Genomic DNA, 16,755 nt, shown 5'->3' with positions numbered 1-16,755 from the left:
AATTAGCCACAAAATAGCACTATATTACAAGATTAAAGAGGGCGTACATATGATTTGGAATTGGTTACGTAAGAAAAAAAAATCAAATAAACCAGAAGCAAACGAAACAGATAATCAGGAGCAGCATTCTAACAATCAAGAGGATGATAACAAAGAACAGACTAGAAGTATGAAACATAATAAAGGTAAAAATAACGAGCAAAAAGATTCTTCTCAGAATAAGCAACAAAGTGCTAAACAAGAGGATTCCTCTCAGGATAAGCAACAAAACGCTAAACAAGAGGATTCCTCTCAGGATAAGCAACAAAACGCTAAACAAGGTGATTCGTCTCAGGATAAGCAACAAAACGCTAAACAAGAGGATTCGTCTCAGGATAAGCAGCAAAGTGCTAAACAAGATGACCCTTCTCAGGATAAGCAACAAAACGCTAAACAGGATGATTCCTCTCAAGATAAGCAGCAAAGTGCTAAACAAAATGACCCTTCTCAGGATAAGCAACAAAACGTTAAACAGGATGATTCCTCTCAAGATAGGCAACAAAGTGCTAAACAAGGTGATTCGTTTCAGGATAAGCAACAAAGCGCTAAACAGGATGATTCCTCTCAAGATAGGCAACAAAGTGCTAAACAAGATGATTCGTCTCAAGATAAGCAACAAAGCGCTAAACAGGATGATTCCTCTCAAGATAGGCAACAAAGTGCTAAACAAGATGATTCGTCTCAAGATAAACAACAAAGTGCTAAACAAGGTGATTCGTTTCAAGATAAACAGCAAAACACTAAGCAAGATGAACCTTCTCAAAGTAAGCAACAAAGCTCTGGAGGTAATAGTATTTATGACTTTACAAAACCAGAAAAAGATCGTATTCATTCTTTACAAAATTTAATAGAGAAGCTGAAAAAGTCTAGTGATTTTGTAAATTATCATACATCCGACGATGAAACGATGCCTTATTGGATTTCTTACTATCGCCCTTCACTTGATGGAGAAAAATTACAAAAGTATTTAATGCCCACTCTTTTAGAACGACCTAACGCATCACTAGAAGAGCTTAAGGAACATATCCCGATGAGCGGCATTACAATTACGAACGACTTACAAAAAATTGAGGATATGGTTTTAAAGGGGCATGCGATTATTCAATTGAATCAGCAAGATCAAAAATGTATGCTTGCAAACATTGCAATTGATAATTATCGTGCACCAACCCCTCCTTTAAACGAATCAACTGTTATTGGTCCGCAAGAAGGTTTCGTAGAGGATATTGATACAAACATTAATTTAGTTCGAAAACGTCTTCCTGTTTTAGATTTACAAACAAAAGAAATGATTATCGGCGAGTTTTCCAAAACAAAAGTTGTCATGATGTATTTAGACAACCTTGCTGAAAAAGATAATGTAGATTTTCTAGAAGAGTCATTACGCGCTCTTGAATATGATCAAATTAATGATAGTGCTTATTTACAAGAATTAATGGGTGAAAAATCGATTTTCCCTCTCTATATCAATACAGAACGTACTGATAGAGTTACAAAAGCACTAATTGATGGAAAAATCGCTATTTTTGTTGATGGTTCTCCAAGTGTTTTACTAACACCCGTATCCTATTTTGATTTTTTCATTTCACCAGAAGACTATAACGTCTCCTGGATGTACGCTACATTTTCAAGGATTTTAAGATTAATTGCCGTTCTATTTTCAATTTGCGCTACACCGTTATACGTTGCAGTTTTAAATTATCATTATGAACTTATTCCAAGTGATTTACTTGAAACCTTAATTTTATCAAGAGCACAAGTACCATTCCCACCTTTAATTGAAGCACTCTTTTTAGAACTTGCGATCGACTTACTGAGAGAAGCTGGCGCGAGGTTACCGATGAAAGTTGGTCAAACGCTCGGTATCGTAGGGGGTATCGTAATCGGACAAGCATCTGTACAAGCAGGTTTAACGAGTAACATTTTATTAATTATCGTTGCACTATCAGCACTCGCTTCCTTTATTACACCTATTTATAAAATGGGTAATGCGGTTCGATTACTACGTTTCCCGTTTCTCATATTTGCAGAAATAGGAGGACTTTTCGGGATTTCACTTGGATTTATCTTTTTATTTACCCATCTATTTAGACTCACTTCTTTACGCAAGCCGTACGCTTTATTTTATCCAACAAGACAACAATCTGTTAAAGATTCTTGGATTCGTTTTCCTTTAACAATGATTGATACAAGAGATGTACAAGCAAGGCCACAACATGTAAAAAAAGCAGCGAAAGGAATTTCAACAAAGCATAGATCAGACTTTGATGATTAAGAAATGAGGTGCATTCGATGAGTAAAGTTCAAGAAAAATATCAAATATCTCCTATCTTTGTTTTCTTCTTAATTCACGGTGCACAGTTCGGTGCTGGCGTTCTCGGCTTCGCTCGAATCATCGCAAAGGCCGCTGGATACGACGGATGGATGGGAGTTATAATCACAGGAATTTTAATCCACATTCTTATATGGATGATGTATGTCTTATTAAAAGAAACAAATGGGAATTTAGTTGATTTACATCGGCAAACATTTGGAAAATGGCTAGGAAATGGCATTAGCATCATCTTTATGGCTTATTTTTTAATCGTTAGTATTTCAGTCATCCGAACATATGTTGAAATTATTCAAGTATGGATGTTTCCTACCGCTTCTACCTTTATGTTAACACTCTTTTTATGCTTAGTTAGCTATTACATTATCTCTTCTGGATTTCGTGTAATTACCGGTATTTGCGTCATCTCTGTTGGTGGTACATTAGGATATTTATTTCTAAGCTTATTCGTTTTGAAATATTCACATTGGGATAATTTACTACCTATATTCACACATTCTTTTTCAGACATTTTAAAATCCGCTCAACTGTCAATCTACAGTATGACCGGTTTTGAGATTTACCTCATGGTGTATCCATTTGTGAAAAAGCCTATGCAATCTCATAAATACGCTCAGTTTGGAGCACTATTTTCAAATCTTCTATATTTATTTAGCACCCTTTTAGCCTTTGCATTTTTTAGTGAAAAACAATTGTTAAAAACGATATGGGCCCAACTTTCTATGACCCAAGTTATTCAATTACCATTTATAGAAAGACTCGAATATATTGCAATTTCAGGCTATGCACTCGTTATTATTTCAAGTTTTATCCTCCCTTTATGGGCGTCAATGAGAGCAACTCATGAAATATTCCGTGTAAAACAAAGGGGTGTTTTAATTGCTTTTATCTTTATCACTCTCATTGTTTCGCAACTTTTAACAAACAGACACGATATTAATAACTTTATTAGTAATGTATCAAAGGTTAGTTTTTGGCTCATTTATGTATACATCCCAATCCTATTTATTATTGTGTGGGTGAAAAGAAAATGGAAAAAATCAAAAGCACAAGCAAATTAATACTTATTTCTTGTATAACATTCTTCAGTCTAATTGGATGTTTACAAAAAAATATTATCGACGATGTACAACTTATTCAAGGATCCGTATTTGACGTTGCAAAAGATAATAAAGTAAAAGTGACATTCGTTTGTCCCATTCAAAAAAAAGGAAATAAAGTTCAAGTTTTTGAAGGCAGTGCAAATGCGGTAAAACAAGTAAAAGCAGACACATCTTTAGAGTCTTCTCAACCTTTTGCTAGTGGACAAATGCGTGTCGCTCTATATACGATAAGACTTGCCAAAACAGGAATGTCTACTTCATTCGATACATTACTCCGAGATGTGAATATAGGGAACGCTTTATATGCTGCTTTATTAGATGGGAATGGTACTGAACTTTTAAAAGGCAAATATTCGACTTCATACAACGTTGCAATTTATATAAAAAAATTGCTAGAACATAACATGGAGACCGGACCTTTACCAGCGGATAATCTACATATAGGAGCATTTCGCTATTATCAAGAAGGAAAAGACTACTATATTCCCATTCTAAAGAAGCATGGTGATAAAATAAAAATTACCGGAATTGGCCTTTTTAAAAAGGATAAATATATCGGTAAAATTGCGGAAAAAGATATGTTCATATTTAAAGGACTATTAGAGAAACATAAATTAGATTCACATGAATTTAAAACAGATTCTGCGTACGTAATGATTAATAATATTCGTTCTGTTCCAACTTACGATATAAAAATTAAAAACGGAAAGCCTTCTTTTTTCATTCACGTTCGTCTTGATGCACGTATTCAAGAACTATCAAAACAAATTAACTTAGAAAATAACAAGAACACAAAAAACATTGAAAAAGATGTACAAAAACAATTAGATAAACAAGCTGCTAAGTTAATTAAGCAATTTAAATCTTTAGGCGTCGATCCTCTCGGGCTAGGTGCAAAGTATAAACAACATTATCGCCCATTCAAATTAGAAGAATGGAGACAAATGTATAAAGATGTTCCGGTTCATATAAAATACACCGTAAATATTACAAATTCTGGTGTTATTGAATGAGAAATGATTGAACTCCTCTCTCCAGCATGATACAACGGAGAGAGGAGTTTTTTATTATCAAATAGAGAGAGAAGATATTTATGGGGGAGCTTATGTCTAAAAAATTAGTAAAGCCTATTTTAAATGGTATTTTATTTCTCGGCGTCTTTTTATTTGCTCATACATACTTAAAAAATGTTTCCTTCACACGTTACTTACTTGTCGTTATACCAATGTTACTCGTCGGTATTTTTGGCATCGATCTTATTTCATCGCTTTTAATAAAAAAAGAAGAATAACGAGCGAACATCTTATTTCGATAAGATGTTCTTTTCATTTCATAATCACCTTATGTTACAATAAACTTCGGCATAACGTAAGAAAGGATGAAACAACATGACAAACGAAAAAGGTTTAGATAAAGGATACGAACTTGTTGCGAAAATGCATGAAGTATTCGGACATCCTGTGACAAATACTCCAACAAAATTAACAGAAGAGCGTGCAAAAATCCGTGCAAGTTTTATGCAGGAAGAACTAGAAGAATTTCTAGAGGCAACGACTGTTGAAGATCAATACGATGCACTGATTGACCTTATTTACTTTGCATTCGGAACGTTTGCAGAAATGGGCGTACGTCCAGATAAAGGATTCGAAATTGTAAACAACGCCAACATGGCAAAACTATTCCCTGATGGGAAGCCTCGATTCCGTGAAGGCGACGGTAAGATTCTAAAGCCAGAAGGCTGGCAAGCACCGGAACCACAACTTCGTGCTGAAATTGAACGTCAGCGTCAAGAAGCTGAAAAAAACTGCTAGGATTTCCTAGCAGTTTTTTATTATGGCTTTTTTTCTGCCAATCATTAATGACCCACGTGCCCTGCGTGTCCTGCTGCTCCACTAATACTAGCTGCTCCTGCTGCTGCCCCTGCTCCTCCTGCTCCAATTCCACCTGTCCAAGGAGAAGATTGTTGTTGTTGTTGATATTGCTGATATTGTTGGTGCTGTTGGTGCTGTTGGTGCTGTTGACCTTGGTGTCCATGATGTTGGCCTTGGTGCCCATGATGACCGTGTTGGCCTTGATGACCTTGGTGATGGTGGTGACCTTGGTGTCCATGATGTTGGCCTTGGTGGTGATGTCCATGGTGACCATGTTGGCCTTGGTGAGTTTGATAAAGAACAGCTTGCGGATGAATGTGGTGGTGACCGTGGTGATGTACTTGTTGCCCCTGATGACCATGTTGACCTTGATGATGGTGATGACCATGATGGCCGTGTTGACCTTGATGGTGGTGATGACCATGATGGCCGTGTTGACCTTGATGGTGGTGATGTCCATGATGGCCGTGTTGACCTTGATGGTGGTGATGTCCATGATGGCCATGTTGACCTTGATGGTGGTGATGATGACCATGGTAGCCGTGAACTACTTGCGGATATCCACCTACTCCTCCTGCTACAACACCTACTCCCGGTACAGGAAATCCTGTCTGTACTCCTCCAACGAAAGATGGAAATGCAGTTGGTACGCCTACTGGTACTCCTCCCGCTGCTCCGCCAACAAATGTTGGGATTCCAGTTTGCACTCCGGCTACCGATGATGGAAATCCTCCTGTTAATGTTGGAATTCCAGTTTGTACACCCGCTACTGATGTAGAAAACCCTCCAGGTGTTCCGCCCATCCAGCTCGGAATTCCACCGTATCCTTGTTGTCCTCCTCCCATTAACATCATTTGTTCATAACTATCCGATCCACTCCCGAAGAAACCATGTGGTGCATTATTGTCCATCCCTTTCATTCCTTTCACCTCTTCTACTCAATTTAGCCTACCTTTTTTATCATATTTCCTATAGAAGAATAGGTGTTTGTCTGCACTAGAATTCCGCTTCTTTTTCTTCATTCATGATAAAATTAATTAACTGAATATTTTTTCTAGGAGGTATTTATATTGAAGAATGTAACAAAGGCTTCTATCAATGATTTAGATTCAATCGTCCATATAGATATTGACGTAATTGGAAACGATAGTAGACGAAATTATATTAAGCACACTATCCGTGAAGGCAGATGCATCATTGTAACAGAAGAAAATTCTATCTCTGGCTTTCTAACATACGATACAAATTTCTTTGGTTGTACTTTCCTCTCATTAATCATTGTTTCACCAACTAAAAGAAGGCAAGGCTATGCAAGCTCGTTAATCTCATATATGTTAAGTCATTCTCCTACTCAAAAAATATTTTCTTCAACGAACGAATCGAATGAAAGTATGCAGAAAGTATTTAACTCGAATGGTTTTATACGTAGCGGAATAGTTGAAAACTTAGATGAAGGTGACCCTGAGATTATTTTCTATACAAAAAAGCTCAGAACATAAACGCTCTGAGCTTTTTCAAATGATTTAGTTTGCAACAACGTTAACAAGTTTTCCAGGAACAACAATTACTTTACGAACTGTTTTCCCTTCAATTTGGTCTTGAATTGCTTCAAGTGCAAGTTGTTCCATTTCTTCTTTTGATGCGTCTTTACTCATTGTTAGTTTTGCGCGAACTTTACCCATAACTTGAACAACGATTTCAACTTCATCTTCTACAAGTTTAGACTCATCAAATGTTGGCCAGCTTGCATATGTGATTGTTTCATTGTATCCAAGTTTGCTCCATAGCTCTTCCCCGATATGAGGTGCAACTGGTGCAATCATTTTTACGAAACCTTCTACATATTCTCTTGGAAGTGTTTCAGCTTTGTATGCATCGTTGATGAATACCATCATTTGAGAAATCGCTGTGTTGAAGCGAAGCTCTGCATAGTCTTCTGTTACTTTCTTCACTGTTTGATGGTAAGCTTTTTCAAGCTCTTTATTTGGTGCGTCAGTAATTTTCTCACTTAATTCACCGTTATCTTGAACGAATAGACGCCATACGCGGTCTAGGAAACGACGAGCTCCGTCAAGACCATTTTCAGACCAAGCGATTGAAGCATCTAATGGTCCCATGAACATTTCGTATAGACGAAGTGTATCTGCACCGTGGCTTGCTACGATATCATCAGGGTTTACAACGTTACCTTTTGATTTACTCATTTTCTCGTTGTTTTCACCTAGAATCATACCTTGGTTGAATAATTGTTGGAACGGTTCTTTCGTTGGAACTACACCGATATCGTATAATACTTTATGCCAGAAACGAGCATATAGTAAGTGAAGTACAGCGTGCTCTGCACCACCGATATAAATATCAACTGGAAGCCATTGTTTTACTTTTTCAGGATCTACAAGTGCTTCGCTATTGTTTGGATCGATGTAACGTAGGTAATACCAACAGCTACCAGCCCATTGCGGCATTGTATTTGTTTCACGACGACCTTTTTTACCAGTCTCAGGATCAACAACATTTACCCACTCGTCAATGTTAGCAAGTGGTGATTCACCTGTACCTGAAGGACGGATGTTTTCTGTTTTCGGAAGAACTAATGGTAATTCCTCTTCTTTCACAGCTGTCATTGTACCATCTTCCCAGTGAATTACTGGAATTGGCTCACCCCAGTAACGTTGACGGCTGAATAACCAGTCACGTAGACGGTACGTTACTTTTTGATTTCCTGCGCTCGTTACTTCAAGCCATTCAATCATTTTTGCGATTGCTTCTTCTTTATTTAAACCATCAAGGAATGCTGAGTTTACGTGTGCACCATCACCTGTGTACACTTCTTTCGTAATATCTCCGCCTTTTACAACTTCCTTCATTGGAAGATTAAATACTGATGCGAATTCATAGTCACGCTCATCGTGAGCTGGAACTGCCATTACAGCACCTGTTCCGTAAGTTGCAAGAACATAGTCAGCAATCCAGATTGGTAATTTCTCACCGTTTACTGGGTTAACTGCGTAAGCACCAGTGAATACACCAGTTTTTTCTTTCGCAAGTTCTGTACGCTCTAGATCACTCTTCATTTTTACAGCGTTAATGTAAGCTTCTACCGCTTCTTTTTGTTCTGCTGTTGTAATTTCTGCAACAAGTGCATGTTCTGGAGCTAGTACACAGTATGTTGCACCAAATAATGTATCAGGGCGCGTTGTGAAAACTGTGAATTTCTCGTCTGTACCATCGATGTTGAAGTGTACTTCTGCACCTTCAGAACGACCGATCCAGTTACGTTGCATATCTTTTAAGCTTTCAGGCCAATCAAGCTCATCTAGATCTTCTAATAGACGATCTCCGTAAGCTGTAATTTTTAACATCCACTGTCTCATCGGACGACGCTCAACTGGATGTCCACCACGCTCACTCTTACCGTCAATGATTTCTTCGTTTGCAAGTACTGTACCAAGTGCTGGGCACCAGTTTACAGGTACTTCATCAACGTAAGCTAAGCCTTTTTCAAATAGTTTTAGGAAGATCCATTGCGTCCACTTATAGTAGTTTGGATCTGTTGTATTTACTTCACGGTCCCAATCGTAAGAGAAACCTAATGATTTAATTTGGTTACGGAACGTATTAATATTATGCTCTGTAAATTCAGCTGGGCTGTTTCCAGTATCAAGTGCATATTGCTCTGCTGGAAGACCAAATGCATCCCATCCCATTGGATGAAGAACGTTATATCCTTGCATACGCTTCATACGAGATAAAATATCTGTCGCTGTATAACCTTCTGGATGTCCTACGTGTAAGCCTGCACCTGATGGATATGGGAACATATCTAGTGCATAAAATTTTGGTTTTTCTGTCTCATCTGGCGTACGGAATGTTTTATTCTCTTCCCAGTACCCTTGCCACTTCTTCTCAATTTCTTGATGATTAAAGCTCATGAGATACCCTCCTTGAAATTCTATTTATTTTCACCGCCCAAAATACAAAGAACCTCTCATCCCTAAAAAGGGACGAGAGGTTATAGATTCCCGCGGTACCACCCTAAATTAATGTACAAATATACATTCGCTTAGATCCGTAACGTGGATTAACGGCAATTGCTACTATTAGTTTCACAACTGCAACTCAAAGGCGAGTTCATAACGAAACGTGGATTGACTTGCACCGACCGTCAACTCTCTAAACCAGCTTCTATTACTACTACTCCTTCTCACTGTTATTACACATATAAGTTACGTAAACTATCCTTCACCTAGTATCTCTTAAGAGCTTACTTAAAGCGAGGACTTCTCGGTTAATCGTTACTCTTAATAACTAACGAATTCATCTTAAGACAGCCGAGCTATCTCCCTTGTTCTAAAGGTTGTTTTATTTAAATATATTCTAAAACATGTTACATGTTCCGTCAAACTAAACTGCAATTTTTTCTTCAACTGTTTCTTCTACTTTTACTCGTTTATCATAAATGCTCGTTGCTATAAGCGCTACTACAAGCATTACCATGATTGCTATAAACAATACTTCCATATTGTATAAATCCACAATTGCTCCGCCAACGACCGGCCCGAACATTTTCCCTACAGTCGCCGCACTATTTACAACCCCTTGATAAAACCCTAATTTATCTTTTGGTGCAAGTATATTTGCAATCGTTGGAACCGCAGGCCATACAAATAACTCACCTATTGTTAATGTTACCATCGCAACGAGGAACATCGTAAATTGTTGCGCTTGACTTAACACAATGAATGAAGCTGCAAAAATGAAGATTCCAATCATAATTTGCTGTTTTAAAGAACGCTTCATCCAGCGAATTAGCATACTAACAAGTGGCTGTGCACAAACAATCATTGCTCCGTTTATCGTCCATAATAAACTATAGTGACGAAGGCTAATATTCAATTCTTGCATATGTGTTGCAATCGCTCCTTGCCACTGTACGTATGTAACCCAGCATAAAGCATATGCTACACACACGATAAGAAGTGCTTTAAATCCAGGTGTAAGTGACCAACCTTTTTTCATTTCCACTTCTTTTTGTACTCCTGGCTCCTTCTTGTCTTCCATACCACGAAATCCAATAAAAGCAATTAAGAAGAAAACAAAGTATAAAATAAAGTTCGCTAAGAAAATATAATCAAAACGATACGATGCAACTAATCCACCACATGCTGTTCCAATCGCAATACCAACATTTTGTCCAACGTACATCGCATTAAATGCCCGTCTTCCGCCTTCTGGCCAAACCGTACCAACCATCGCATACATCGATGGGAAGACCATTCCAGAACCGAAGCCGATTAACGCTAGCCATACAACATATAACGGCCAACCGTGGAAGAACACAAGACCTAAAATTGATACAAGTGTAATCACTATCCCTACTAAAGTTGATTTATAACCGCCCCATTTATCAAATAAAACACCGCCGAGCAAGTTTCCGATTACACCAGTAAGCGAGTTGATCATTAATACCATTCCGGCCACAGATAAAGATTTTCCCAAGTGATCATGTAAATAAATTGTATTAAAAGGCCATAAAAAAGAAGCACCCGTGACATTAATAATCATCCCAGCTACTAATAGCCATACTTTCCTTGGCATAGCTTCCCCTCCTATTCTATTTTTTTCGTTCATATATATAACAGTAAAATTGTAGTCGTTTTTAAATAGGAAGGCAACTGATTAATAGTTGATGAAATTCAGATAATAGTTCGTCGGTAAATGAATTTATATTGGTTGCTTCTTGGATTATATCAGCGATTATCAGAATATATCGGCGCAACTACAAATATATCAGCGATTATTAAAATATATCGACTTACCGACAAAAAACGACAACAGTAACAATATATAAAAGGGTAGACTGCATGAAATTTTCATGCAGTCTACCCTTATTTGTACTATCCAACTTCCTTTTCTCGCTTCACACGTTCTTTAGCACTCCATTTAAACACCTTATCTAGTAGCGAGTATATTCTCCCAGATTCTTTCGTTAACAAAGGTCCTAACGATGCTAATATTAAAACATACAAAGCTGAGAACGGTTTAATCGCTGCCATTAAGCCACCCGCAATTCCAATATTCGCGACGATAATAGAAAATTCTCCGCGTGATACAAGTGTTAAACCGATATTCGTAGAAGCCTTATGCGATAACCCAGCTTTACGCCCCGCAACCATTCCAGCAGTAAAATTACCGATAAGAGTAATGAAAACTGCTCCTAATGCCAACCACACTGCTCCGCCAAGTGAAAATGGGTCTATACTTAAACCGAAGCTGAAAAAGAATATAGCTCCAAAGAAATCACGAAACGGAACGACAAGCTGTTCAATTCGATCACTATGCTCTGTTTCAGAAAAAACGAGTCCTAGTAATAATGCTCCAATTGCCTCTGCAACATGAATCGTTTCTGAAAATCCTGCTACAAAGAACAAAATAGCGAATATTACAATAATAAAAATTTCATTGGACGAAATATCTAACATTTTATTTAAAAACCGTGTAGCTTTTCTAGCAACTACAAAGAATAGTAGCATATAACCTACTGCGATTAAAATAGATGTAAGAGCACCTACAAATGATGTTGCCCCTCCAAGTACTAATCCTGAAACGACTGATAAATATACCGCTAAAAAAATATCATCAAACATAATGATTCCTAAAATTAGCTCCGTCTCTTTATTACCAGATCTTCTTAAATCAACAATTACTTTCGCAACAATTGCACTCGATGAAATTGTTATGATCCCAGCAATAATTAATGTTTCTAATAAGGGGAAACCCATTATATATCCGTAAAGTAAACCTAATATAAAATTAAGCGATATATGAACAGTTCCCCCAAAAGCAATTGATTTTCCTGATTTAATTAATTTTTTAATTGAGAATTCTAAACCTAAGTAAAATAGGAGGAATATGACGCCAACACGGCCGAGGAAGGAAATAACTTCTCCACTTTCAATAAATCTTAAATCGATAAGCCCTAAATCTGGGGCATGAGGCCCCACTAGCATACCGAGTATAATAAGAAACGGAATAATCGAGAACTTTAACTTTGCAGCGAGAATAGCTGCAAAAGCGACTAATACTAACGCAGTTCCAACTTCAAAGATTAAAGTATCCATCGATTATGAATCCCCTCCTACTGAAAGCAACTCATTAATAATTCTTTTCACTTCATGTCTTTCACCTGATAATACGAGCATATCGCCAGCTTCAATGATAGAATCTGGGCCTGGATTAAAGAACTTCTTCATATTCTTTTTCAAAATGGCAATAATCGTTACGTTATATGTGTTTCGAACATGTAAACTACCAATTGTTTTTTGTACAACTGGTGCATTATTTTCCACCTTAAACCACTCAATTGATAATCCCTCAAAAGCCATTTCAATCGTATCTAAAGCTTGTGGCCTATATACCATTCCGCCCAATATAGCTGCAATTTGTCTCGCTTCAGAATCACGAAGAGAGACGCTTGAAATACTCTCTTCATGATCAGCATCAAAATGGTACATTTCTCTTCGGCCATCATCATGAATAACGATAACCATCTTTTCATTACCTTTTGTAATCACTTCAAACTTACATCCAATACCCGGCAGTTCACTCTCTCTAATATTCATATTTTCCGCCTCCTAATTTTTTAGTTACGGCTTTTATAAATCGACATCAATCTCCGTTTTAAAGCTCTCATCCTTTGAGATACCTAAATACTTTAGTGTCTCTGATGGAGTCGCGTGATGAAAATGTTTTTGCAATAGTGCAATCGCTATCCCTCTTTTGTACGCATGAAATCCGAACGTTTTTCGCATTGAATTCGTTCCGATTTTACCAACAACTCCAACTGCTTCTGCAGCATTATGAATTACACGATACGCTTGTTGGCGCGTAATTGAATTTGGCGTTTTATTAGATTGGAATACGTAATTTTCTCTTTTAACGCCAATAGATTGTACGTAATCTAAAAGCGCTTCTTTTACTTTTGTATTTAAATAAATATCTTGTTTAAATTTTTCATCTTTCACAGGAAGAGCATAAAACTCTTTAACAGTCCCGTCTTCATTTAATACATCTTCAAATTTCATGCTAAGTAGTTCTGTAATTTTTAATCCTGTGTTAATTCCAATAACAAATAAAAGATAATCTCGCTGGGAGTGCTCTTTTAAATATTTTTTCATAGCCTCAATTTGGCTTATATCTTTTAATGCCTCTACAACTTCCATACATGTATTCTCCTCATCTTATGAACGGTAATTTTCTCATTATGTTGTCCATTTTACCTTATCATGCTATGAGATTTCCATGTGTTATCCATTATTTTCACAATATACTCAGGTGGTTCTGAAAACTTTCAATGTGGAAACTTACGATTGTATAAATACGTTGCGGTAAAAAAATGTGGGGATAAAAGTTCAGCTTCTTTCTACAGATTGGATTCCTCCTTTCCTTATACAGCTACTTCTACTTTTATATTACGTTACTTACTTACATTATATTATACATTTCAGTAACATTAAAGTGTTTTTTCTGAAAATAATAAAAACCGAGCGTTTTTGCTCGGTTTTTATTATTAATCTTCTTTCGGAAGAACAATTCCTTTATACAATTGAACTGTAATGAAGTAATAAATCGCATAAATAACTACGAAAATTACGATTGGTATCCAAATACGGAAGTACGGATCGATTAAAATAAATCCGAAAATATTCATACCAACTAATACGTGAGCGATACCCACAATTGCTGGGAATAAGAATACTAAGAATAACTCTTTATAAATCGATTTCGTTAATAACTCACGGCGCACACCGATTTTACGAAGCATTTGATAACGCGTAATATCTTTTGATGCACCAGAAAGAATTTTAAACATAAGACAGCTTGCCATCATTGCTAAGAACGCAATTCCAAGGAAGAATCCCATAAATACTGTTCCACTCGCAATGCCATAGAACCCACTATAAGCTTGATATTTACTATCCATTTGTTCAGCTTTTACATTTTTATATTTATCTAGCTGCAACTCGTCAAGTTTTTTCCATTCTTTTTTATATGTTAAAAAATCATCTGTTTTTCCGATAAATGCTATACCTTCTTTACCATTTATCCCATCATACATTTTTTGATCTACAATTTTAATTGCATGATCATTGTATAAATAATATGGATGGATTGTACTAAAAGCATCTGTCCATTCCGCTGAAAGTTCTTTAGTATTCGCATCTTTTTGATTCATCTCTCTAGAAACTGCACCTACCGGTAGTTCCTCTGAAACTTTTTTCGTATTTACTAAATCCTTCATAGACTTCATCTTTGCCATATCTTTTACGAAAGGACGATTTTTCTCTAAATCTTCTTTTACATAGTAAACGTATTTATCATCAACTTTGTAACGATATTCGCTTTTCTCTTTAAATGTAATACCATCTAAAATTTTCTTTTCTTCAGCTGTTGGATTATGAACTACTGAATCATATATTACTAAACCATCTACCATTTTTATAACGTTATTTTTAAATGCCATACCACCTGAAATTGCACCAGCTCCAAGTGCAACTAACATTGCCACTGTTGCAAGTACTTTTGTTAAACTATTAATTCGGAAGTTTAATTGTGCAAATGTAAAAGCATTAAGTCCTTTTTCACTACGCTTTTTATTACTTTTTAACTTTTTAATAATGACTGGAAGAAGTGAGCCAAATAGCATGTAAGTACCAGCTGTCGTTGTAATTAATGCAATAAGGATTCCCATCTCTTTTAGTTTTTCCATATAGATCATAGATGCATAACCTATACCTAATAAAATAACAGCAAGGAATGCCACTACAACTGTCTTTTTACCTTTTACTGCAACACGCTCTGTTTGTGCATCTGCATGTACTAGTTGCAATACAGAAATACGTGACAATTTAATACTGTTCATAATTGCTGATAATACAAATAGTGCAAAGAAGAAGATGCAAGTAACAGTCATAGATGGTAGATAAAATGCTTTATACCCTTCACCAGCAAATTCAAGCTGTTTCATTAATAACTGTCCAATACCTTCTGCAAGTCCTACTCCAACTGCAATCCCGATTGCAAGAGACGCAGCACCTAATACGATTGTTTCAATAAACATAAGTAATGTAACTTTATGTTTTTTCGCACCTAACATCATATACATACCGAACTCTTTTTGACGAAGAGATAATAAGAAAGAGTTTGCATATAAAATGTAGAAGAACGTTATAATTGCTAATAAAAATGATCCTGCTTGGAATACGAATCCAATAGATTTAATCACTGAATTAGATTCTAAAAATGCTTTATTCAGTGCTAACGTTTGGAACATGTAAAAAATTGAAATCGACATGACAAGACCGACAAGTAAGACGATATAATCTTTCAGCTTACTTTTCAGCCCCGACATGGAAAGTTTAAATAACATACTGGAACCTCCTTTCTTACGCCTTTTGTGTACCTAAATCTGCAAGTACATCTAAAATTTCTTTGTAGAACTCTTCACGCGTACCACCGCGATGAATTTCTTTATATAGCTCACCATCTTGAATGAATAAAATACGCTGACAGTAACTTGCACTATATGGATCATGCGTAACCATCATAATCGATACGCCTTGATCTTTATTTAAGTTTGTCATCGCATCAAGTAAACTCGTTGCATTTTTAGAATCAAGCGCTCCTGTTGGCTCGTCCCCTAAAATAATTGCCGGCTCATGCACTAAAGCACGCGCTGCTGCCGAACGTTGCTTTTGCCCACCGGATACTTCAGATGGGTACTTTTGAAGTATTTCTGTAATTCCTAACATATCCGCTACTTTCTCGACTTTTGGTCCAATGTTACGTGATGCGACACCTTGAAGAGAAAGTGGAAGTGCAATGTTTTCATAAATAGATAAGTTCTCTAATAAGTTAAAATCTTGGAAGATAAATCCTAATTTTTGCGAACGGAAATCTGAAAGCTCACCTTGCTTCATTTTTGTAATATCCGTTCCCGCAATTTCAACAACGCCGCCCGTTGCCTTATCTAACGTTGAAATTACATTTAATAATGTCGTTTTACCGGAACCAGATGGTCCCATAATTCCAACAAACTCACCCTCTTGAATTGAGAATGAAACACCCTTTAACGCGTGTGATTGGTTCTCACCTTTTTTACCGTACACTTTTTGAACGTTTTTCACGTCTACAACTGGTTTCGTCATATATATCCTCCTACGCTTGTTTTTCCATTACCTATTTTGCGCTTTTTAGAAGTGAACTGCTATTTGTTAACATTACAATTACCTTACACTTTTGTAATATAAAGAAGGTGGGCGTGTAAGTTTGGCTTTTCATACTAGTTCGCATTTCGACATAGTAAATCGGTAAATGAAATTATATCGGCGATTGTTAAAATATATCAGCG

At 36.6% G+C, this 16,755-nt stretch carries 14 protein-coding genes and 1 other annotated feature; of the genes, 6 read left to right on the top strand and 8 right to left on the bottom strand.

Translation table 11 applies throughout. The features are described 5' to 3' along the window. Window positions 1–49: 49 nt before the first annotated feature. The 5 genes from D1166_RS02160 (at window position 50) to D1166_RS02140 (ending at window position 5,285) form a co-directional block, all read left to right on the top strand. On the top strand, window positions 50–2,314 hold the full coding sequence (locus D1166_RS02160) for a spore germination protein (RefSeq protein ID WP_097861985.1): 2,265 nt from the start codon (window positions 50–52) through the stop codon (window positions 2,312–2,314). A 17-nt stretch (window positions 2,315–2,331) separates the two neighbouring features. Next, entirely contained in the window at window positions 2,332–3,432 is a 1,101-nt protein-coding gene (locus D1166_RS02155; protein WP_000049056.1) for a spore germination protein, read from the top strand. Then, window positions 3,402–4,487, top strand: a complete 1,086-nt coding sequence (gene gerHC / locus D1166_RS02150) for a spore germination protein GerHC (protein ID WP_000411387.1) — start codon at window positions 3,402–3,404, stop codon at window positions 4,485–4,487. Before D1166_RS02155 ends, gerHC begins: the two co-directional genes overlap by 31 nt. Before the next feature lie 92 nt (window positions 4,488–4,579). After that, a complete protein-coding gene (locus D1166_RS02145) occupies window positions 4,580–4,765 on the top strand; it encodes a hypothetical protein (RefSeq protein WP_000038781.1) in 186 nt (61 codons plus the stop codon). A gap of 97 nt (window positions 4,766–4,862) precedes the next feature. Then, window positions 4,863–5,285 carry a pyrophosphohydrolase domain-containing protein gene (locus D1166_RS02140; protein WP_000180554.1) on the top strand — a complete coding sequence of 141 codons (423 nt, stop codon included), beginning with the start codon at window positions 4,863–4,865 and terminating at the stop codon, window positions 5,283–5,285. 44 nt (window positions 5,286–5,329) lie between these two features. On the opposite strand, the gene D1166_RS02135 is transcribed toward D1166_RS02140, so the two are convergent. Continuing rightward, entirely contained in the window at window positions 5,330–6,265 is a 936-nt protein-coding gene (locus tag D1166_RS02135; protein ID WP_087875823.1) for a hypothetical protein, read from the bottom strand. Window positions 6,266–6,415: 150 nt separating this feature from the next. Between D1166_RS02135 and D1166_RS02130 the strand changes: the two genes are divergently transcribed. Continuing rightward, the gene (locus D1166_RS02130; protein ID WP_000800325.1) at window positions 6,416–6,844 is read left to right on the top strand and encodes a GNAT family N-acetyltransferase; all 429 of its coding nucleotides are present in this window, start codon (window positions 6,416–6,418) and stop codon (window positions 6,842–6,844) included. Window positions 6,845–6,868: 24 nt separating this feature from the next. On the opposite strand, the gene leuS is transcribed toward D1166_RS02130, so the two are convergent. From leuS to D1166_RS02090, 7 genes are all read right to left on the bottom strand, one after another. Further along, on the bottom strand, window positions 6,869–9,277 hold the full coding sequence (gene leuS, locus D1166_RS02125; protein ID WP_000009466.1) for a leucine--tRNA ligase: 2,409 nt from the start codon (window positions 9,275–9,277) through the stop codon (window positions 6,869–6,871). Between the two features lie 65 nt (window positions 9,278–9,342). Next, window positions 9,343–9,562 (bottom strand) — a binding site (T-box leader). A 187-nt stretch (window positions 9,563–9,749) separates the two neighbouring features. Then, the gene (locus tag D1166_RS02120; RefSeq protein ID WP_001137554.1) at window positions 9,750–10,943 is read right to left on the bottom strand and encodes an MDR family MFS transporter; all 1,194 of its coding nucleotides are present in this window, start codon (window positions 10,941–10,943) and stop codon (window positions 9,750–9,752) included. Between the two features lie 299 nt (window positions 10,944–11,242). Beyond that, window positions 11,243–12,466 (bottom strand): cation:proton antiporter, encoded by a 1,224-nt coding sequence (locus D1166_RS02115; RefSeq protein ID WP_000380174.1) that lies wholly within the window; start codon window positions 12,464–12,466, stop codon window positions 11,243–11,245. Window positions 12,467–12,469: 3 nt separating this feature from the next. After that, a complete protein-coding gene (locus tag D1166_RS02110) occupies window positions 12,470–12,967 on the bottom strand; it encodes a cation:proton antiporter regulatory subunit (RefSeq protein ID WP_001026053.1) in 498 nt (165 codons plus the stop codon). A 33-nt stretch (window positions 12,968–13,000) separates the two neighbouring features. After that, a complete protein-coding gene (locus D1166_RS02105) occupies window positions 13,001–13,567 on the bottom strand; it encodes a tyrosine-type recombinase/integrase (protein WP_000454205.1) in 567 nt (188 codons plus the stop codon). A 347-nt stretch (window positions 13,568–13,914) separates the two neighbouring features. Next, window positions 13,915–15,774 (bottom strand): FtsX-like permease family protein, encoded by a 1,860-nt coding sequence (locus tag D1166_RS02095; RefSeq protein WP_000897799.1) that lies wholly within the window; start codon window positions 15,772–15,774, stop codon window positions 13,915–13,917. Between the two features lie 16 nt (window positions 15,775–15,790). Then, the gene (locus tag D1166_RS02090; protein WP_000165837.1) at window positions 15,791–16,552 is read right to left on the bottom strand and encodes an ABC transporter ATP-binding protein; all 762 of its coding nucleotides are present in this window, start codon (window positions 16,550–16,552) and stop codon (window positions 15,791–15,793) included. Window positions 16,553–16,755 lie beyond the last annotated feature (203 nt).

Origin of the sequence: Bacillus sp. ISO11 (assembly GCF_003458115.1) — a bacterium.
Taxonomy (GTDB): domain Bacteria; phylum Bacillota; class Bacilli; order Bacillales; family Bacillaceae_G; genus Bacillus_A; species Bacillus_A cereus.
This window is presented reverse-complemented; position numbering and strand designations above follow the sequence as displayed.